The sequence below is a fragment of the Pseudobutyrivibrio sp. JW11 genome (assembly GCF_900115355.1).
Lineage (GTDB): Bacteria > Bacillota > Clostridia > Lachnospirales > Lachnospiraceae > Pseudobutyrivibrio > Pseudobutyrivibrio ruminis.
The window spans coordinates 1-20,273 of sequence record NZ_FOWB01000013.1 but is presented as its reverse complement, the minus strand read 5'-3'; the positions used below and the strand labels follow the sequence as shown (position 1 = coordinate 20,273).

The 20,273-nt window shown below is 37.7% G+C and carries 23 protein-coding genes and 1 tRNA gene; 21 read left to right on the top strand and 3 right to left on the bottom strand.

What is annotated here, in order from left to right:
• Positions 1 to 5 precede the first annotated feature (5 nt).
• Both BM102_RS10920 and BM102_RS10915 read left to right on the top strand, forming a co-directional pair.
• Entirely contained in the window at positions 6 to 1,526 is a 1,521-nt protein-coding gene (locus tag BM102_RS10920; protein ID WP_090481956.1) for a hypothetical protein, read from the top strand.
• A 203-nt stretch (positions 1,527 to 1,729) separates the two neighbouring features.
• Positions 1,730 to 1,802 (top strand) — tRNA-Lys (locus tag BM102_RS10915).
• A gap of 87 nt (positions 1,803 to 1,889) precedes the next feature.
• Here BM102_RS10915 and trmB read toward each other — a convergent pair.
• A complete protein-coding gene (gene trmB, locus BM102_RS10910) occupies positions 1,890 to 2,534 on the bottom strand; it encodes a tRNA (guanosine(46)-N7)-methyltransferase TrmB (RefSeq protein WP_033152503.1) in 645 nt (214 codons plus the stop codon).
• 112 nt (positions 2,535 to 2,646) lie between these two features.
• Between trmB and BM102_RS10905 the strand changes: the two genes are divergently transcribed.
• Positions 2,647 to 4,041: a D-alanyl-D-alanine carboxypeptidase family protein gene (locus BM102_RS10905; RefSeq protein ID WP_090395206.1), complete on the top strand. Its 1,395-nt coding sequence runs from the start codon at positions 2,647 to 2,649 to the stop codon at positions 4,039 to 4,041.
• Between the two features lie 128 nt (positions 4,042 to 4,169).
• Here BM102_RS10905 and BM102_RS10900 read toward each other — a convergent pair whose 3' ends face one another.
• A complete protein-coding gene (locus tag BM102_RS10900) occupies positions 4,170 to 4,682 on the bottom strand; it encodes a hypothetical protein (protein ID WP_074791094.1) in 513 nt (170 codons plus the stop codon).
• Positions 4,683 to 4,853: 171 nt separating this feature from the next.
• Here BM102_RS10900 and BM102_RS10895 point away from each other — a divergent pair, with 171 nt between their 5' ends.
• Both BM102_RS10895 and BM102_RS10890 read left to right on the top strand, forming a co-directional pair.
• Positions 4,854 to 5,486 (top strand): type IV toxin-antitoxin system AbiEi family antitoxin domain-containing protein, encoded by a 633-nt coding sequence (locus BM102_RS10895; RefSeq protein WP_052169752.1) that lies wholly within the window; start codon positions 4,854 to 4,856, stop codon positions 5,484 to 5,486.
• Positions 5,486 to 6,340 carry a hypothetical protein gene (locus tag BM102_RS10890; protein ID WP_090481953.1) on the top strand — a complete coding sequence of 285 codons (855 nt, stop codon included), beginning with the start codon at positions 5,486 to 5,488 and terminating at the stop codon, positions 6,338 to 6,340. Before BM102_RS10895 ends, BM102_RS10890 begins: the two co-directional genes overlap by 1 nt.
• 3 nt (positions 6,341 to 6,343) lie before the next feature.
• Here BM102_RS10890 and mobA read toward each other — a convergent pair whose 3' ends face one another.
• Entirely contained in the window at positions 6,344 to 6,961 is a 618-nt protein-coding gene (gene mobA / locus BM102_RS10885; protein WP_090481950.1) for a molybdenum cofactor guanylyltransferase, read from the bottom strand.
• 64 nt (positions 6,962 to 7,025) lie between these two features.
• Between mobA and BM102_RS10880 the strand changes: the two genes are divergently transcribed.
• The 16 genes from BM102_RS10880 (at position 7,026) to BM102_RS10805 (ending at position 19,967) form a co-directional block, all read left to right on the top strand.
• Positions 7,026 to 8,384, top strand: a complete 1,359-nt coding sequence (locus BM102_RS10880) for an aminotransferase class I/II-fold pyridoxal phosphate-dependent enzyme (RefSeq protein ID WP_090481948.1) — start codon at positions 7,026 to 7,028, stop codon at positions 8,382 to 8,384.
• Positions 8,385 to 8,430: 46 nt separating this feature from the next.
• Positions 8,431 to 9,024: a nucleoside/nucleotide kinase family protein gene (locus BM102_RS10875; protein WP_044939221.1), complete on the top strand. Its 594-nt coding sequence runs from the start codon at positions 8,431 to 8,433 to the stop codon at positions 9,022 to 9,024.
• 1 nt (position 9,025) lies between these two features.
• Positions 9,026 to 9,466, top strand: a complete 441-nt coding sequence (locus BM102_RS10870) for a YaaR family protein (RefSeq protein ID WP_033152486.1) — start codon at positions 9,026 to 9,028, stop codon at positions 9,464 to 9,466.
• Positions 9,467 to 9,485: 19 nt separating this feature from the next.
• Positions 9,486 to 10,526: a DNA polymerase III subunit delta' gene (gene holB, locus BM102_RS10865; protein WP_090481945.1), complete on the top strand. Its 1,041-nt coding sequence runs from the start codon at positions 9,486 to 9,488 to the stop codon at positions 10,524 to 10,526.
• 12 nt (positions 10,527 to 10,538) lie between these two features.
• Positions 10,539 to 11,414: a PSP1 domain-containing protein gene (locus tag BM102_RS10860; protein WP_044939214.1), complete on the top strand. Its 876-nt coding sequence runs from the start codon at positions 10,539 to 10,541 to the stop codon at positions 11,412 to 11,414.
• The gene (locus tag BM102_RS10855; protein WP_044939211.1) at positions 11,414 to 12,157 is read left to right on the top strand and encodes a tRNA1(Val) (adenine(37)-N6)-methyltransferase; all 744 of its coding nucleotides are present in this window, start codon (positions 11,414 to 11,416) and stop codon (positions 12,155 to 12,157) included. The genes BM102_RS10860 and BM102_RS10855 overlap by 1 nt, the downstream gene beginning before the upstream one ends.
• A gap of 24 nt (positions 12,158 to 12,181) precedes the next feature.
• Entirely contained in the window at positions 12,182 to 13,027 is an 846-nt protein-coding gene (gene rsmI, locus BM102_RS10850) for a 16S rRNA (cytidine(1402)-2'-O)-methyltransferase (protein WP_044939209.1), read from the top strand.
• Between the two features lie 16 nt (positions 13,028 to 13,043).
• Positions 13,044 to 13,502 (top strand): divergent PAP2 family protein, encoded by a 459-nt coding sequence (locus BM102_RS10845; RefSeq protein ID WP_044939208.1) that lies wholly within the window; start codon positions 13,044 to 13,046, stop codon positions 13,500 to 13,502.
• Between the two features lie 23 nt (positions 13,503 to 13,525).
• Positions 13,526 to 14,284, top strand: a complete 759-nt coding sequence (locus tag BM102_RS10840) for an NAD-dependent protein deacylase (protein ID WP_090481942.1) — start codon at positions 13,526 to 13,528, stop codon at positions 14,282 to 14,284.
• Between the two features lie 158 nt (positions 14,285 to 14,442).
• Positions 14,443 to 14,733, top strand: coding sequence for a 30S ribosomal protein S6 (gene rpsF, locus BM102_RS10835; RefSeq protein ID WP_044939204.1), 291 nt, complete (start codon positions 14,443 to 14,445; stop codon positions 14,731 to 14,733).
• Between the two features lie 24 nt (positions 14,734 to 14,757).
• Complete coding sequence (locus BM102_RS10830) at positions 14,758 to 15,198, top strand: single-stranded DNA-binding protein (RefSeq protein ID WP_033152471.1); 441 nt, start codon at positions 14,758 to 14,760, stop codon at positions 15,196 to 15,198.
• 46 nt (positions 15,199 to 15,244) lie between these two features.
• Positions 15,245 to 15,499 (top strand): 30S ribosomal protein S18, encoded by a 255-nt coding sequence (gene rpsR / locus BM102_RS10825; protein ID WP_028234190.1) that lies wholly within the window; start codon positions 15,245 to 15,247, stop codon positions 15,497 to 15,499.
• Between the two features lie 241 nt (positions 15,500 to 15,740).
• A complete protein-coding gene (locus BM102_RS10820; RefSeq protein ID WP_090481939.1) occupies positions 15,741 to 16,610 on the top strand; it encodes a DUF6017 domain-containing protein in 870 nt (289 codons plus the stop codon).
• A 17-nt stretch (positions 16,611 to 16,627) separates the two neighbouring features.
• Positions 16,628 to 17,794, top strand: coding sequence for a relaxase/mobilization nuclease domain-containing protein (locus tag BM102_RS10815; RefSeq protein WP_090481936.1), 1,167 nt, complete (start codon positions 16,628 to 16,630; stop codon positions 17,792 to 17,794).
• 141 nt (positions 17,795 to 17,935) lie between these two features.
• Positions 17,936 to 19,072: a PDDEXK nuclease domain-containing protein gene (locus tag BM102_RS10810; RefSeq protein ID WP_090481932.1), complete on the top strand. Its 1,137-nt coding sequence runs from the start codon at positions 17,936 to 17,938 to the stop codon at positions 19,070 to 19,072.
• Positions 19,073 to 19,232: 160 nt separating this feature from the next.
• Positions 19,233 to 19,967, top strand: a complete 735-nt coding sequence (locus tag BM102_RS10805; protein ID WP_090481929.1) for an amidohydrolase family protein — start codon at positions 19,233 to 19,235, stop codon at positions 19,965 to 19,967.
• The last annotated feature ends 306 nt before the right edge of the window (positions 19,968 to 20,273 follow it).

Here is a 20,273-nt window from a genome sequence, read left to right as displayed (position 1 = left end):
GCACAATGGACGAGAACACAAAGAAAACTCAAACAGAAATAGCCAAGGATAAGATTCAGATTATTCTATCCAGCATAGCACTTGCTGTGTTAATTATCATGGAGTTTTATATCATGATAAATTTCAAAAGCAATTTTATGGCTATGGCGGTAGGAATACTTCTGATGATAGTTGCTTTGTTTTTCCTTATAAGTGCCATGTTAGATATATCTCTTAAACAAAAGAACATGGAGCAGGAAAAGTATGAGGAAATCTACAATGCACAAAAGGCATCGTATCTCGTCATAAAGAAAAGCTTTGATGAAATGGATCAAAGACTTCGAGCAATTGAGGAAAACAGTGCTTTACCTGCAGAAGATATCATAAATGCACAGAAAGCAGTAGCAAAGGTTACTATTTCACGAAGCAAGGAAAACACAGATGCGCTGATGAACTCAAATGATGAGTTAATCAATCAGCTGGTAAATATCCAGGAAAAGCTTGAAAACAGTAACAGTCAGATTCTTGAAAAACAGCAAACTTTATTAAAAGAAACAAACCTTGATATACAGCAAAAGATAGCAGCACTTACATCACAGATATCAAATATCGAAGGTAAAATTCAAAATGGAATTCCTGTTATGGCACAGCCAATGCAGATGCAGATGACACCACCTCCAGTGATGCCAGTAATGCCTGAACCTGCAGTTGCAGCTGAACCAGAGCCAGTAATTGAAGATATCCCTGATTTAGAGGATATTCCAGTAATGGAAGAGCCAGTAGCTGAGGAAGCTCCTGCAGAGGAGATAACTAATGTAGAAGACATTCAGATTCCAGAAGAAGTAGAACCTGCAATGGAAGAAACTCCTGTTGAAGAAATACCTACAGAAGAACCAATTGAGGACGTAGGACTTGACTTAGAAGCTGTAATTGAAGAAGAATCTACAGAAGAACCAGTTGAAGACCTTGGCCTTGATTTAGATGCTATAGTAGAAGAACCTTCAGTAGAAGAGGAAATTCCAGTAGAGGAATTGCCAGAAGCTGAAGAACCAGTTGATGATATAGGCCTGGATTTGGATGCAGTGGTAGAGGAAGAAGCACCGATAGAGGAACTCCCAGAAGTAGAAGAGCCGGTAGATGACTTAGGACTTGATTTAGACGCTGTTGTAGAAGAAGCTCCGGTGGAAGAGGAAATTCCAGAGGAGCCAATAGCAGAGGAAACTCCAGTAGCAGAAGAAGCCCCAGTGGAAGAAGTAATTCCAGAGGAGCCAATAGCAGAAGAAATCCCAGCCGAGGAGCCAGTTGTAGAAGAACCTGCAGCTGAAGAAGCTCCAGTAGAAGACATAGGTGCAAACTTGGATGCTCTGTTAGAAGAGGTTGGAGATATTCCAGAAGAGGAACCAGAGCCAGAACCTGAACCGGAGCCAGAGCCTGAGCCAGAACCAGAAGATGATTCAATAGTTATCCCAGATGTAGGAATAGATTTAACAGATCCTAATAGGGTAATGAGTCCTGAAGAAATAGAAAAGCTATTTGCAAATATATAAAATTAAGATACCTGTCTCAAATCAGAGGCAGGTATTGTTATTTATATAATCAATAAACGATAAAGAATGAGCATGTTGGAATTTTCAGATAACTATAGTAAAAAAAGTTGTTAAAAAACGTAAAAAAATGAAAAAAAGACTTGCAAAAATGTTAATCAGGCTATATACTTATATTCGTTGCTGAGGCAATAACAAATGAATAAGCGCGATTAGCTCAGCTGGCAGAGCACCTGACTCTTAATCAGGGTGTCCAGGGTTCGAACCCCTGATCGCGCATTTGACCATCGAAGTTACTTCGGTGGTTTTTTTATATCTAAAAATAATCAAAAAAAAGCCTTGATTGTAATAATCAAGGCTTTACTATTATCTACTTGTAATGAGCTTACAAATTGGATTTCCTTTACTAGAAAATTTCTCTTCGTATTCAGTCATAATATTGCCGGCGTTCATAGTCTCATCATTATGTAAATCGTAAGTTACGGCATCAAGTTTCCATAAAGGATGATTGTCAATTTCTTCTACAGAAAAATCAAATAAATCTCTGTTGTCAGTTTTGAATTCAATATGTCCTTCCTTAGAAAGAATCGAATTATATCTGTTTAAGAAAGTAGAAGATGTAAGGCGACGCTTTGCATGTCTGTCCTTTGGCCATGGATCGCTGAAGTTAAGATAGATTCTATCTACTTCATGGCAAGCAAAGATATCAAGTATCTCAGCAGCATCAAAACAGATAAAGCGAAGATTAGGAATTTCTTCATCCTGCACCTTCTGAACGGCTCTAAGTAAAACAGAAGTGTATCTTTCGATACCTATATAGTTGATATCAGGGTTCTCTTTTGCAAGAGTAGTGATAAACTGTCCTTTACCCATTCCGATTTCAATATGAATAGGATTGTCATTGCCAAATACTTCTTTTTTATATGAGCCCTTGAGCTTTGTAGGATTCTGAATGCAATAAGGACTATTTGCAACAACCTCATCAGCTCCTGGGATATTTCTTAATCTCATAATAACCTCCAAAAATAAAATCAAAATGGATTATAACATAAAAATCGTAAGATTAGTATTGCAACAGACTAAATAGAGAAGTTATACTAAATAGTCGTAAAGGAAAAAGAGTATGAATATAAAAAGAAAACTTGCAAAGGCATTAGCCTTTATTTTTATTGCTAATAGTATATTTACAATGAAATCAATCCAGGCTGAGGCTGCAGATTATTGGCCTAGTGGAGTTGATGTGGTGGCGGAATCAGCCATTGTAATGGAAGAGGAAACAGGAACAATCCTATATTCTAAGAATATGGATGATGTACATTATCCTGCCAGTATCACAAAAATAATGACTGCCCTTATCGTATTGGAAAACTGCGATTTGGATGAGACAGTCACATTTTCTGCAGAAGCGGTATACGGTACGGAGCTTGGTTCTTCCAGTATCGCCAGAGATGTTGGAGAGGAAATGACTGTTGAGCAGACGCTCTATGGAATGATGCTAGAATCAGCAAATGAGTGTGCATACGCATTAGGTGAGCATGTTGCTGGTGATATGGATAGCTTCGTTGATATGATGAACGCCAAAGCCAAGGAGCTAGGCTGCAAGAACACTCACTTCAACAATTCCAATGGTCTTCCTGATGAAGAGCATTATACAAGTGCTTATGACATGGCGTTGATTTCAAGAGCTGCATACAAGATTCCAAAGTTTGCAGAAATAGTTGGAACAAAGAACTACACGATCCCAGCTACAAATAAGCATTCAGATCCAACGCCACTTAATAACCACCATCAAATGCTTCATTACTACAAGACAAATCAGTATTTGTATGAGTATTGTCTAGGTGGTAAAACAGGATACACTGTAGTGGCAGGCGCTACACTTGTTACATATGCAAAGAAAGATGGAATGACACTTGTGTGTGTTGTAATGAAAGATACAACCACAGATGAGTATACTGATACAACAAACCTGTTTGAGTACTGTTTTGACAACTTTAGCAAGTACGCAGTAGCGGATTTTGCTTCAATATCAGAGGATGATGTTAATGTAACAGGAATCCTCAGTGAAAACAGTGAATTAATAAAAGTAGATGAAGATGGAATAATCGTTATTCCAAAGACAGCCAGCATATTAGATGTAACCTCAACAGTAGTTCCTTATTCTGATTCAGAAGATTCGTCAGTTATAGGCCAGCTACAATACTCATATGCAGATAAGTCTGTAGGATATGCAAATCTGATATTTACAAACGCAGAAACAGCCGGAAGTTATCCATTCGATAATATTCCTGTAGAAAATGGTGGAAGCGGTAAAGAATATATACAAGTTGATTATCCAAAAATTGGGTTAGTAATCCTTATAGTTCTTGCGGTTATTTGTTTGATTATGTTTATAAGAAGTAAATCAAGTGAGATACTTTTATTCAGACATCGATTCATGAGCAGACACCAAAGACCACAAAAGACAAACATGACTATCATTAGAGATAATGGTAAGAGAAGAAAAAGACGTAGATAAACGACAAGAAATGTCCTAATTATTCATAATAACGACATAGTATAATAAAAACGACAGCCTATATTTGTTAGACTGTCGTTTTGCATTTTCACAGACATCAAAATTATTTTCACGTTTATAGAAAATATTTATCTATTTATCAGACTATTTATCAAAATTTCCAACTGATGCTTGTTGTTTGTAAACAATATGATTCCATTTGAAGAGTTAATCATGGTAATTACTTTGTCTGCAAATGTATCTGATTCAGAAAGAAGCTGGAATAGATAATCCTTATATTTTCCATCAGCTTTTAAGAATAATGTTTCGTAATTCTCAAAAGGAGCAAGCTCGCAATGAGACTTTGTCATTAGAAACGCAATTTCTTTATCCTGGCCAAGCTGTTCTTCAGTTTTGTTTATTATGAAATAGCCTCGATCATCTTTTGGCATACCAAGAGCTTTCACTGCACGCTGGACCTGCTTTGTTAAGCTGTCACTGGCAGGATATAGAGACTGGAAGTAGCTCATGAAATCAGAAGCGCTTTTGAAATGTTCATTTGTACCTCGCTCAAGGACCTCGGTCATTAGTATCTTCTTAATTACCTTCTCACATTCTTTACGAGAAGGATTTTTTCTAAGAGTGATTTTTTCTTCAGACATATATTCCTCCAAAAAGACAATATTAATTGCTATATTTGTATTATAGGACAAATTTACGACAAATAGAAGACAAATCATAAAACATAATAGAACTAAGGATTAGTTGACACCTCAATAATAGAATGTGATAATGAAGAAAATAACCTCGTAAAGCAAGCAGGAGTGGAAAAAATGGAAAACTTATTTTCAAGAGATGAAAAGAAGCAGTATCAGCTGGAGCAGATTAATGATTTAGTAGAGGCTAACGGCGGATTAATTAAAACAAGTGAAATTGAAGCCCTGGGAGTAGACTATCGTCGCGTGCTTAAGTTCGTAGAAGAGGGATATTTAATCAGAGTAAAAAGTGGATACTACACTACAAAGTATTTTGAATGCAGTGAAGAGCAGTGGATTTATAAATTGTTTGGGGAAGACGGCATCCTCACAATCGAATCTGCGCTTTGGGTATATGGTTATCTGAAGGACAGACCATACAAGTGGAGTATTGCAATTAATAAAAACACAAGTAAATCCAGATTCCACATTGATTATCCGATAGTGGAACCATATTATACTGAGCCAGAAGTGCTTGAACTTGGAGTAACAGAGACGGATTTTGCAGGTGGTCGCATGAAAATCTACACCAAAGAAAGACTCATCTGCGATGTACTGAAATATCAAGAAAAGATAGATAGAGAAATATTCAAAACAGGAGTATTAGCCTACATCATGGATGAGAAAAAAGATGTAGCGAAGCTTATGGAATATGCCAAGGAGCGTAAGGTTCTTAAAAAAGTCCAGAATATGATAGGTGTGTGGTTGTAATGATTAACAAAGGAAACATAAAGGAAAAGTCGGAACAACTTAATATTCCTTTCAAGAATTTGCTTTCTGCAGCAGTATGTGAAATTGTAATAGAACTGCTTGCCAATGGAAAATATTGCAATGAGTTATATCTTTGCAATTCAGCAGAATTCAAATCTGATGTCTACAAAGATCTTTGCATCAGTAATATCTACTACGAGTATGTAAGAGACCTTGATGACAAAATGGCAATCCTTTATATGCGAGATATATTGAAGGAGATAATGGCCAAAGGAGCCCTCGAGGGCATGGCGGTAAATGGTTCTGTTGGAGAAACAGGAATTAGTTTAAAGATAACCGTCGATGATATGTATATTCCAATTAATCTATATTTCAAAAAGCACGGTGCAAGCCATGAACCGGAAAAGATTAGTTTGGAGCTTATTGCATATGGAAATAGAAAAGTAGATGTACTTATCAATCCAAAAGAGGAAGAGCTATCAAAGCATTTGCTTGAAATAATAGATAAACTAGAGCTTATTAACAACATGGATCATTATTATGATGCATATGAAATCCTTACATCAAATCCAGTAAATGGACGAAAGGTGAAGGATAGATTAACTGAGCTTGTAAAAGAAAAAGGTATAACCATTGATGATTCAAGACTTAATATGCTAAAAAGCTACAGTGATTACACCTACATGAAAAGAAAGTGGAAGGTCGAATTGAGGCAAAAAAAGAAGTCCGAGCCACAGTGGTCGGACGTTAATAATTGCCTAATGAATTTTTTAAGCCCAATCTGGGATGCCATGGAAAAGAACATGGTCTTCCTTGGAGATTGGATGCCACAGCTTAAGCGATTCCTGGATTAAGGATTAGCAAACAAAGTTGTGTTTTAAAATGGAGAAAACAGCATAGTAATAAGACTTTCTGTCGTTTACTTTGTAAAACTGTTGCTCCATGGAAATAGAGGAAATGCTCTTAATAATTTCCGTATCCACAAGATTGGTATAGCATCTAGCCTGAATGTAACTCTTGGTAGTTTTTTTGAAAAAGATACTTTTGAAAAGAGGGCCGATGCAACGCTTGTGATAAACACCACAGATGGTATCTAAAAATTCATCATCAAACTTAAAAGATGTGATGTCGTAATTATATGAATGGTCATAGAGATAAGCTGCAATGCGTGGATCCATAAATGGAGTGTCCACTGACATGAAAAAAGCTCTATCTCCTGAAATCATTGTAAGGCAGGAAAGAATGGCGCCGACAGGGCCGGCGTTTCGATAGATATCAGGGATTTCCTGAGCATCAAGGCCCAAATGAGTAAGGTCACCACGCTCATTTACTGAAAGGTAAATCTTATCAAAAAATGGACTGAATTTATCGTAGATATATTCAACCATAGTTTTATCTTCAAAGGGTAAAAGTGCTTTCTTTGTACCCATGCGGGAACTATCGCCACCGCAAAGGATAACTAAAGTCCTATTCATAACATCCTCCTTGCTTTGATAAAATCCATTATATTGATTCTTTGTAGAAAATAAAAGCTAGAAAATGAGTTTAGAAAAAATATTAGAAGATTATTCAAAATCGAATATGTATCCATTCCACATGCCAGGCCATAAGAGAATGCTTGATGGGCCATATAAAATAGACATGACAGAAGTTGATGGAGTGGACGATTTGCATGACCCGGAGGAGGTTATAGCGGAGGAGCAAGAAAGGTTAGCCAAAATTTATGGAGCAGATAAAAGCTTTATTTTAGTAGGCGGCTCTACTGTTGGAAACCTTGCTGCAATATACAGCAGCTGTAGTGAAAATGATTTGATATTAATTCAGAGGAATTCCCATAAAAGTGTTTATAATGGTGCAATCCTAAGACACTTGAAGGTTGGATATATTAATTCCAAGGCAGATGAAAATGGAATATACAGGGCAGCAACTTTAGAAGAGATTAAAGCTGCAGTAGAAAAATACGGTATGCCCAAAGCAATTCTTCTGACGAGCCCTACTTACGAAGGATATCACTGTAAGTTGGAAGATATTTCAAAATACTGTCACGCAAAAGGCATAATACTGATAGTTGATCAGGCTCATGGTGCTCATCTCGGATTTAACGAAGCATTTAAAGAATCTGCAGTTGGTAAAGCAGATATCACTATCCAAAGTCTTCATAAAACTCTGCCAGCGCTTACCCAGACGGCAGTAGTTCACGTGAATGGAAATAGAGTAGATAGCCGAAAGATTGCAGCAGCTTTGGATATTTTCGAGACAAGTTCACCAAGCTATGTGCTGATGAATTCCATTAGTCACTGTATGACCATTCTTGAACAATCCGAGGATATGTTTATGGATTATGTGGATAACTTACAGGATTTCTACAAGATTAGTGGACAATTAAAACACCTTAAATTAGTCGTAGAAGACGAAGAAACAAAGGATCCAGGAAAGCTTGTAGTAATATCAAAAAACACAAATATCTCCGGGGTGGAACTGGCTAGAATCCTTAGGGAAAAATACGAAATAGAAACAGAGCTTTCAAGCTTTTCATATCTGCTTGCCATGACAAGCATTATGGATTCCAGGGAAGGTTTTGAGAGATTAACAAAGGCATTAATTGAAATAGACGAAGGACTAGAGAATGGCAACGTAGATGTGCCAATGGTCTGGATTGATAGCGAAAAATTAATGGAGCCTTGGGAAGCCAAGAAAGGAGAAGGCCGCCAGGTCAACCTTTCAAAGGCCACGGGACTTGTATGTCAGGATGAGATTTGTCTTTATCCGCCGGGGGCACCTGTTGTAGTACCAGGGGAAGTCATTTCAGAGAAAGCAATCAAACTAATCCGCCAGGCGAAAGAAAGTGGAATACACGTAACAGGAATAAATAATGACTGTATCTACGTTGTCAATTAGCCTTGGCTGAATTATACTTTAGATACAAAAGAAAAAAGAGGACAAAATGGGAAGTATTTATTGCATAATGGGCAAAAGCTCATCGGGAAAAGACACTATATTTAAGCTTTTGCTAGACAAAGGGGATTTAGATTTAAAGCGAATCGTATCATACACAACCAGACCAATCAGAAGTAATGAAAAGCCTGGTGATGAATACAACTTCGTTTCTATCGAGGAAAAGGATAAATTAGTAGAGGCAGGCAAGGTAATCGAAATTCGTAAATACGATACTGTTCACGGTCCATGGTTTTATTTTACTGTAGACGATGGCCAGATTGATTTATCGAAAAATGATTATCTTATCATTGGAACAGTTGAAAGCTTTGTAAAGATTCGTGATTATTACGGAAAAGACGCTGTTTTGCCGATATATATAGAGGTAGATGATGGTGTTCGTCTTTCGAGAGCACTTGAAAGAGAACGCAGTCAGGAACACCCAAAGTACGAAGAGATGTGCAGACGATTCTTAGCTGACCAGCAGGATTTCTCACAGGAGAATCTGGATGCAGCGCAGGTTTCTAATGTTTTCAAAAACGATGATGATAGCAGAATCACTTGCGATAGAATCGCCACCTTTATAAAAGATAGAAGGGGTTAGCATGGATATTAGAGTAAATGATGTGAGCCAAGTTCAACCTACAGATCAGGCAAAATCCACAGCACCTGTAGATGACACATTCAAATTTACACTTGCAGCAGCCGTAGATGATGCTGAGCTTCAGGAAAAGCTCACAAATCTTTTAAACGACATAACCACTCAGGGAAAGCTTTTGTCTGAGCATATGGATATTCGTGACATGAAGCGCTACCGCGGATTGGTCAAGGATTTCCTTAACGAGGTTGTAAATCGAAGTCACAAGTTTTCTAGAGAAAACTTTTTAGACAGACGTGGGCGTCATAGAGTTTATGGTATGATAAAGCTTGTAGATGAGCATATGGATGAGCTGGCAACAGCCCTTGTTCAAGATGAAAAAGACCACATTGATATATTAAATAGAGTAGATGAAATCAGGGGATTGCTCCTTGATATAATCACCTAGATTAGGAGAATTTTGTTAGATGAGCTTTGCGCAGATAGTAGGGCAGGAAGAGGCAAAGAGCCTATTAAGAAATGCAGTTAAAACAGGAAATCATAGCCATGCCTATATTTTCAGCGGTGAAAAAGGCTCAGGAAAGATGATGCTTGCAGAGGCATTTGCAGCAATGCTTCAGTGTGAAAATCCATCTGAAGATGACGCCTGCCTGGAGTGCCATTCTTGCAAACAAGCTCTATCGAGAAATAATCCTGATATTATTTACGTTAGAAGAGAAGATGGCAAGAATAACATCAGCGTAGATGTAGTACGTGAGCAGATTGTAAATGATGTTGATATCAAGCCATACAGTAGCAAATACAAAATCTATATCGTAGATGAAGCAGAGCGAATGAATCCTCAGGCACAGAATGCCATTCTTAAGACTATTGAGGAACCACCAGAATACGCGATTATCATTCTGCTTACAGCAAATCATAATGCATTTCTTCAGACAATCCTGTCTAGATGCGTTCTTATCCAAATGAAATCCGTAGATACAGAAAGCATAAAGCGGATATTGCAGACACAGTATGAGACTGTTGATTATCAGGCACAAATGGTGGCTAGCTTTGCCCAGGGAAATGTGGGAAAGGCCATTGCACTTGCTACAGATGTAACTTTCAATGATGTTAAAAATCGTGTTGTTGCCTTATGCAAAAAAGCAAACAAAATGGATGAGCAGCAGATAGCTGACGAAGTGAAATCCATCAAAGAGGATAACGATAGAGATAAAAAAGAAGATTCCGATAGTGAGAAATTTCAGCCATTTATCGAGCAATTGCTAGATTTAATAACTCTTTGGTATCGAGATGTGCTATTATATAAATCGACATCGAGGGATGATTTACTGCTATTTTCAGAGGATGCCTTCGATATTCACGACCAGGCACAGAGCCTGTCATATCATGGCCTAAACGAGATTTTCGATGCAATCTCAGAAACTAGAGCCAGACTAAATGCAAATGTCAATTTTGAATTGACCATTATGCTTCTTATACAGAGGATGAGAAATCCTGAAAACTAAAGGAGACACTAGATGATAAAGGTTATTGGAGTACGCTTCAGAGGAGGCGGAAAAGTATATTATTTTGATCCAAACGGCATAGAGCTTAAGCGTGAGGATCAGGTTATTGTTGAAACAGTTCGCGGTGTAGAAATCGGAACAGTTTTACTTGTAGACAAGGAGATTTCAGATGATGAGGTTCCAGGACCTATCAAGAAAATCATCCGCAAGGCTACAGAAGAAGATGCTAAAAAAGCAATCAAGAACATTGAAAAAGAAAAAGAGGCCATGCGAATTTGCGAGGAGAAAATCGCAAAGCGTGAGCTTGAAATGAAGTTAGTTGGTGCCGAGTACACATTCGACAACAACAAGCTTATTTTCTATTTCACAGCAGATGGACGTATCGACTTCAGAGAGCTTGTAAAGGATCTTGCAGCAGTGTTCCACACACGTATCGAGCTTCGCCAGATTGGTGTCCGTGACGAGACAAAGCTTATGGGTGGCATCGGAATCTGCGGTAGAGAGCTCTGCTGTAAAAGCTGGCTTGGAGATTTTGTTCCAGTATCAATCAAGATGGCAAAGGAGCAGAATCTTTCACTTAACCCTACAAAAATCTCAGGACTTTGCGGTAGACTTATGTGCTGCCTAAAGAACGAGCAGGAAACATACGAATACCTTAATAGCCGCCTTCCAGGAATCAATGACTCAGTTACAACTCCTGAGGGAATCAAGGGTACAGTTCAGTCGGTAAACGTTCTTCGCCAGACTGTCCGCGTTCTTTTTGAAGATGGCGATTTAAAAGAGGTAAAGGATTATCCTACATCAGTTCTTAAGTTCAAGCCTCGCAAGAAAAAGGTTCAGGTTTCTAAGGAAGAGGCAAAGGAACTTGCCGACCTGGAGGATAATTAATGAATAATCTGTTGCAGGAAGACGAGCGACTAGATGATTTACAAATAAATGGATATCAAATAATTCAGCATCCTGACAAATTCTGTTTTGGCATGGATGCTGTCTTGCTATCGGGCTTTGCTAGCGTCAAGGAAGGAGAAAGGGTTCTGGATTTGGGAACAGGCACAGGGATTCTGCCTATTCTTCTTGAAGCCAAGACCGAAGGAAAGCATTTCACAGGATTAGAGATTCAGCCTGAAAGTGCAGATATGGCAAGGCGCTCTGTTTTGTTTAATCATCTGGAAGAGAAAATTGATATAATAGAGGGTGACATCAAAAGTGCTAGTGAAATCTTTGGAAAAGCTTCCATGGATGTTGTCACCAGCAATCCACCATACATGACAAATCATCATGGATTAAAGAATCCAAACGACGCAAAAGCTATAGCTCGACACGAGCTGCTTTGCACCCTAGATGATGTGGTGCGAGAAACTGCAGCTGTTTTAAGACAGCGAGGCAGATGTTACTTTGTACATAGACCATCACGCATAGTAGAAATCTTTGAAGCCATGAGAAAGTACAAGCTTGAGCCCAAAAGGATGCGTCTGGTTTACCCATACGTGGATAAGGAACCAAACATGGTTTTGATAGAAGGTGTGCGTGGCGGCGGAGCCCAGCTTACAGTGGAGGCGCCATTGATTGTTTACAAGGAGCCAGGCCAGTACACAGATGAAATCTACGAGATATACGGATTAGATAAATAATTATCTTCCGATAGGAGATTATAAATGTCACAGACAGGAACAGTATATTTAGTTGCAACTCCAATAGGAAACCTTGAGGATATGACTTTTAGAGCAGTAAGAATCCTCAAAGAGGTGGATTTAATTGCAGCAGAAGATACAAGAAATTCAATAAAGCTATTAAATCATTTTGAAATAGACACACCGATGACCAGCTACCACGAGTTTAATAAAGTGGAGAAGGCCATCACTTTAATAGAAAAATTAAAAGAAGGTCAGAACATTGCGGTAATCACGGACGCAGGCACACCTGGAATATCAGACCCAGGGGAAGAGCTTGTTAGGATGTGTTACGACGAGGGAATCGAGGTCACATCAGTGCCAGGACCAGCAGCATGTATCACAGCCGTTACCATGTCTGGCCAGGCATGTAGACGATTCGCTTTTGAGGCATTTCTTCCAAAAGACAAGAAAGAACGTCGTAGAGTCTTAGAGGAGACCAAAAACGAGACAAGAACTGTCATTATTTACGAAGCACCACATCATTTGATAGGCACATTAAAAGAGCTTGCAGAGGTCCTTGGTGAGGATAGAGGCATCACTCTTTGTAGGGAGCTTACAAAGAAACACGAAGAAAAAGAGAAGACCACAATCGGTGGAGCTTTAAAATCCTACGAGACCAAAGAGCCTAGAGGAGAGTACGTTCTTGTTATAGCTGGCAAATCTAAAGCAGAGGTTTTAGAAGAAGCAAGAGCGGCATATGAGGACATGACTATTGAAGAGCACATGGATATGTACTTAAGCAAGGGAATGGATAAAAAGGAAGCCATGAAGGCAGTGGCAAAAGATAGAGGAGTCAGCAAGCGAGATATTTACAACGCTTTGCTATAGGAGATAGGAGAATATAATGCATTTCATCGTGGATTTGTTTACAAATAAGATTTTTTTAGCACCTGCAGCAGGATGGTTTATTGCGCAGATTATTAAAATCATTATTGATACTGTAAAATCAGGTTTTTGCAAGGAGAGACTATACGGCGGAGGGGGAATGCCAAGCTCTCACTCAGCCACAGTTACAGCGCTTATGGTTGTGACTGGCGCAATTTACGGGGCTTCCTCATTTGAATTCGTAATGGCATTATTCTTTGGAATCGTTGTCATTTATGATGCAAGAGGAGTTCGATTTGAAACACAGCGCCAGGGCAAGGCACTGAACAATCTTAACGAAGAGCGTAAGGAAGAAGGCAAGCAGCCACTTGATATCAACAGATTTAAGGAAAAGATGGGTCACACCATTCCAGAAATCGCTGTTGGAATACTCATCGGAATCATCTGTGCTGCAGTTGTTTTACACCTTAACATTTAGAATTTAAGAAGGGGGGAAATGTTTTGGATAAAATTGAAGAACTGAAAAATATGATAGAAGATTCGTCGAAAATCGTATTTTTTGGCGGAGCAGGAGTATCCACAGAAAGTGGAATTCCAGACTTCAGAAGCAAGGACGGTTTGTACAATCAGCATGATGTCAGATTCGATATGTACCAGCCAGAGTATCTACTTAGTCACAGTTGTCTGATTAGGGAGCCAAAGGTTTATTTCGAATTTCATCGTCAAAAGATGGATACGCGAAACATCGAGCCAAACAATGCTCATAAATATCTGGCTAAGCTGGAAGAAATGGGTAAGCTCACAGGCGTGGTTACTCAAAATATCGACGGCCTACACCAGAAGGCTGGCAGTAAGAAAGTCTATGAAATCCACGGCAGTGCACTTCGTAATTACTGTATGAACTGTGGAACCAGCTATCCAGTAGATTTCATTTTCGATTCAGAGGATGAGATCCCAAAGTGCGATTATTGCGGTGGCACAGTCAGGGCTGATATCACTCTTTACGAAGAGGGATTGCCTGAGGATGCAGTGGAAGGCGCAATCAGAGCCATTTCAGAAGCAGATATGATGATAATTGGCGGAACATCACTTACAGTGTATCCGGCAGCATCATTTGTTAATTATTTCAGAGGAAAATACCTGGTAATAATCAACCAAACCGATTTATCCGTTCGCAGAGCGGAGAACACACTGGTGATTACCGACAGAATCGGACAGGTGTTTACAGAATTGGCAAAGCTTCAGGGAATAGAATTGTAATTCACTGAAAATAATACAAAAAATACAATAAAAATTCAGTTAAGCCTTGAAAAACGCACAGCTTCATGCTATTATCTTAATTCGTGGTATAAAACATTTATATCCTTGCTAGGCTAGCATTGCTAGTTTGGCCAATAGACCAAAAGGAGGTAGAAAGCATGAACAAGTATGAATTAGCACTCGTTGTTAATGCGAAGATCGAAGACGATGCAAGAACTGCCACAGTTGAAAAGGCAAAGGAGTATATCACTCGCTTTGGTGGACAGATCTCAGACGTCGATGATTGGGGCAAGAAGAGACTTGCTTATGACATTCAGAAGATGAATGAAGGATACTATTACTTCATCCACTTCGATGCTGAGCCAGGCGTACCTGCTCAGATCGAGGAGAATGTTCGCATCATGGACAACGTACTTCGATTCTTATGCGTTAGAGCTGACGAGGCTTAATAGTATAAGATAAGGAGATTAATTATGAATAAAGTTATTCTTATGGGACGTCTCACAAGAGACCCAGAAGTTCGTTACGGTGGAGCAAACAACAGCGCTGTTGCAAGATTTTCATTAGCAGTTGATCGTAGATTTAAGCGTGATGGAGATGAGCAGACAGCTGATTTCATTAACTGTGTTGCATTTGGCAAGACAGGTGAGTTCCTTGAGAAGTATGCTCGCAAGGGCACAAAGTTCGTAGTTGAAGGTCGTATTCAGACAGGCAGCTACACAAACAAGGACGGCCAGAAGGTTTACACTACCGATGTTGTATGTGAGAATGTTGAGTTCGCAGAGAGCAAGAATTCTCAGGGCGGCGGAAACAGCAGCTTCGACGGTGGCGCAGGTTTCGCACCAAGCTCAGATGCAGGCGACGGCTTCATGAATATCCCTGATGGAATTGACGAGGAATTACCGTTCAACTAAGTCAAGGCAACGAAAGCTTTGACTAACATCTATAGGAGGTTAAATCATGGCTTTTAATAAGACAGGCGATGGTCAGCAGAGAAGAAGACCAATGCATAGAAGAAAGAAAGTCTGTGTTTTCTGTGGTAAAGATAACGTTATCGACTACAAGGATACAGCAAAGCTTAAGAAGTACATTTCTGAGCGTGGAAAGATTCTTCCACGTCGTATCACAGGCACATGTGCTAAGCACCAGAGAGCTCTTACAGTAGCTATCAAGCGTGCTCGTCACGTTGCACTTATGCCATACGTACAGGATTAATTCTTGAATTTATAGGTATTAGAACGATTGTGATTCAGTTTTGACACCAATTTGACTCCAAAATCAAATGGTTAGATACAGAATAATACGTAATAATACATAGGTCAGGAGAAATACTTGAACAAATTAAGACACTATTTGGATTCGAATCCGAATGGTGTCTTTTTTATTTGTCATTTAAAGATTCTACTAAACCTTTGTCGCAGTTATACCAGCAGAGCATGAAAGGGAGATAGCAGATATGAGCGATATTCAGTTCAAGTATTTTTATGGAAAAGAATCAGAGTTATTTACATTTTATAGAATTCCAAAAGAATTAATAACAAATCCACGCTTTAAGAGTTTAAGTAATGATGCAAAGCTTCTCTATGGATTAATGCTAGATAGAATGGCATTATCAGCAAAGAATAAATGGTTTGATAAATATAATCGTGTCTACATATATTTCTCGGTAGTGGATGTAATGGAACAACTAAATATTGGGAGAAATAAGGCAATTAAACTTTTTAAAGAATTGGATGATGAATCAGGAATAGGCTTAATTGAAAAGAAACAGCAGGGACAAGGAAAGCCTGCGATAATTTATGTAAAGAGTTTTGTTATTGAGGATGACAAATTATATTCTAAGGAGTTTGAAAAACAAACTGCTAAGAGTTTAGAAACAAAACTTCAAGAAGTATCAAATACAAACTCTAATAATAATAAAGAGATTAATACTAATGTAGATATAAAATCTAATCCTATCGATATAGATGTGATGGAGATGGGAAAAAGAATACGAGACCAGCTGGGTATAGACGTATTGATGAATGATGATCCTGATAATAGTGAGTTATATGAAGAAATCTTAGAGTTGGTATTGGAGACTATGCTAAGAAAGGATAAAAGCATAGTTATAGCAAGCTGTAGATATTCAAGTGAATTAGTAAAAAGAAAACTGAATAAGTTAAATATGTTTCATGTTCAGTATGTTGTTGAATGTATGTCGAAGAACTGTACCAAAGTGAGGAACATTAAGAAATATATGTTGGCCAGTCTGTTTAATGCTCCAACAACGATAAAAAGCTATTATCAAGCAGAGGTAAACCACAATATGGTTATGAGGAAGTAATTACGAAAGGGGGAACTATGGCTACTACAAGAATAATACCTTTACATCTAAATAAGGGTAAAACAATGTCGCAATGCCTTGAAGAAAGATTGACATATGCCCTAAATGAAGAAAAAAATGAAAAAGGGAAATATGTATCTAGTTATGAATGTGATATACGTACAGCTGATGTCGAGTTCTTGTTACATAAGCAGATGTATCATAATCAGGTTGCGGGAGTCCGTAGTAATGAAGTAATTGCTTATCAAATTCGACAGTCGTTCAAACCAGGGGAAATCACTCCAGAGAAGGCGAATGAGATAGGTTATGAATTGGCAATGCGTTTTACTAAGGGGAAATATGCTTTTATTGTTTCAACGCATACAGATAAAAAGCATATTCATAATCATATAATTTTTAATTCCGTGTCAACTGATGGTAAGCGAAAGTTTAATAATTATTACTTATCATCAATGGTGGTACGAAAAATATCAGATTGTCTTTGTCTTGAAAATGGTCTTTCAGTAATTAAAACTCCAATGAGTTATTCTGAACGAAAGGCAAAGGGAAGTTACACTAGAAAGGCTAATTTTAAGGATAAACGCATAGAGTTTCTTAAAGATGTTCAGAATAAAGCTTTAGAAGGAAAGGGTAAAGGATATATTACCTGGGCGAAGCGATTCAATGCCAAACAAATGGCAAAGACTATTTTATTTTTAGAAGAAAAGAAAATTGCATCATATGAAGAACTCTGCAAAATAACAGATGAACGAACCCAAAAAATTGATAGATTAAAGGAATCAATAAAAGAACATGAGGCTTATCTGGAAAAAAACAAGAGGATGCAAAATGCCATTATTGATTATTCCAAGAACAAAAAATACTTTGATGAGTATAAAGCCAGTGGTTATAGCAAAAAATATTATTCGCAGCATGAAGAAGAGATTATTAGATTTAAAGCTGCAAGGGAAATCTATAAAGAGGTGGGTAACAAGAATTTATTTAATCTCAAAAAACTGCGTGAAGAATATGGAACTGTACTTGAAATAAAAAAAACAGAGTATCAGGAATATAAGGAATTGAGAAAAGACATATATGATTATTATGTAGCACGTAAGAATCTTGAAATGCTTTATGGAGAGGAAAAGGGTAGAGGTTCAAGCGAGCGTAAGCGAGAAAACTCACATTTGGAAAATGTGTTGTAGGCCGAATAGGAGATTTGTCCGACCAAATCATTGCTTGCCACTCGATTAAAATCTCGAGATGTCATAATATATATTTGAATTTATTTAAAAGTATGTAGTATCATTTTTCTTAATAATGAAATAAGGAATCGGAGGTCTGATATGGATCAGAAATATAGAGATGCGGTACAGCTTATTAAGACGGCAATACTTCAAAGTCAGTATGAAGCTGCGAAATCTGCAAATGAAAAACAGTTAATGCTTTATTTTGGCATTGGAAAATATATATCACATAATTCAAGAAATGGATTTTGGGGTCAGGGAGCTATTGATACAATTAGTGAACAATTAACAAGAAAATTACCAGGACTACGAGGATTTTCTTCTCGAAACCTTAGAAATATGCGTGTTTTCTATGAGGAATGGTCAACTCTAGATACATCGAATAACGAAAACTATAATTTGGCAGAAGCTTCTGCCAAAAGTAGTTATGGTTTTGATGTTCAAATTTGGCAGAACCGTCTGCCAAATTTAGAATCATTTTCAGTAGAAGCTTTTTTAGGAATTAGTTTTAGTAATCATTTGCTAATAATTTCAAAAGTAAAAAGTTATGATGAACGAATATTTTATATTAAAAGAAGCGCTAGCGAAAAGTATTCACTTGAACAATTAAAGCAGAGTATAGCAGCTAATGATTTTGAGCATCAAGGAAATTTGTCTAACAATTTTTCAAGTACATTAAGTCCAGCAGTAAAAGCGTTTAAAGCAATTAATACATTTAAAGACGAATATCTACTTGATTACATAAATGTTGAAGAAATTGATATCCGTGATTCAGCTGATATAGACGAAAAAGTTGTAGAAAATGCAATAGTAAATAATGTTAAGAATTTCATTTTAACATTTGGAAGAGATTTTGCGTTTATAGGTAACCAATATCACTTAGATGCATTTGGAGAAGATCAATACATCGATTTACTCTTCTTTAACAGGGAATTAAATTGTCTGGTTGCGGTCGAACTCAAGCGAGGAAAGTTTAAACCATCTTATCTAGGACAGTTACAAGGCTATTTAAGTGTACTAGATGGATATGAAAAAAAGCCACATGAGAATCCTGCTATTGGACTGATTTTGTGTAAGGATATGAATAAGTCATTTGTTGATTATGTAATCCAAGATTATTCAAAGCCAATGGGTGTTGCAACATATAAAACATCTAGAGATATGTCAGAGGACCTTAGAAAAGCCCTTCCTGATATAGAAGAATTAAAGAGATTACTTGATACAGAAAATGAATAAGCTTTTTTGATTATGTTTAACGGGAGCGTGTCACGCTTCCGTTATTTTATATCAAAGTAAAATATACACGACAGTTTTCTTGTTTTTGTTGTTTAGATGGTGGTCGTTTGCTAGAATATTTTTCAGATGTAAAGCAAAACATGAATCGTTAGGAGCATAGATGGGATTTATAGATGAATTGAAGCAAGAAAATATTGAGGGGATTCGTAAGTTTCCTAAGGCTGACTTGCATAATCATTTTGTGTTAGGTGGAAGTCGAAAATACTTGCGTGAACACATAGGAGAAAATATTCAAGCAATTAAGAAACCGCTTCATTCTATGAATGATATGCATGCTTGGAATGAACAGAATATAGGACAGATTTTTAATTCGTCAGAAGGACGAAGGCTTTTAATAGATGCCACGTTTGCTCAAGCAAAGGAAGATGGAGTCACTATCTTAGAAATTGGGGAGGATGTATGGGGGCTAAACGAATTTTTTCATGGTGATATTGATGAGCTAGTAGCAGCATTTGAAACAGCTAATCAAGAGATAGCGCCAGAAATTGAATTGCGATTACAAATCGGTTTATCTAGACACTGTGATATTGGATATCTAGAAGATTGTTTGTCTCATTTCTGGGGGAATGAGGCTTTTTATTCAATTGATTTGTATGGTGATGAGCTGGCACAGCCAATAGAAAACTTCAAGTCTATTTATCGTAGAGCAAAATCTGAAGGACTTAAGCTAAAAGCACATGTTGGTGAATGGGGAACGGCAGAGGATGTAAGAAAAGCAGTGGAGTGTTTGGAACTTGATGAAGTGCAACATGGAATTGCGGCAGTAGAAGATAAAGCTGTAGTGCGTTTCTTAGTAGATAATCACATTCGATTAAATATTACTCCCTACTATTAGTATTAGTCATAGTCTTTCTTTACCTTTTCTATAGGTTCGACTATGCTGTTTAAGATGCTGTGGATTGGTTTATTACTCCTACCGCATAGACGGTTTAGTAGAGGCTCCAACCACAGTCTCTTTGTTTATTTGTTAATCAGTTAGTTACCGCATGACGGTTTATCAAGAAGTAGGTTACGATTGCAAGGAGCCCTGTGGATCTTAAAACAGTATCAATCTATTTTAAGGAGGTCCTATATGATTTTTGTAGGAATTGATGTCGCTAAAGATAAGCATGATTGCTTTATCACTAACACCGATGGAGAA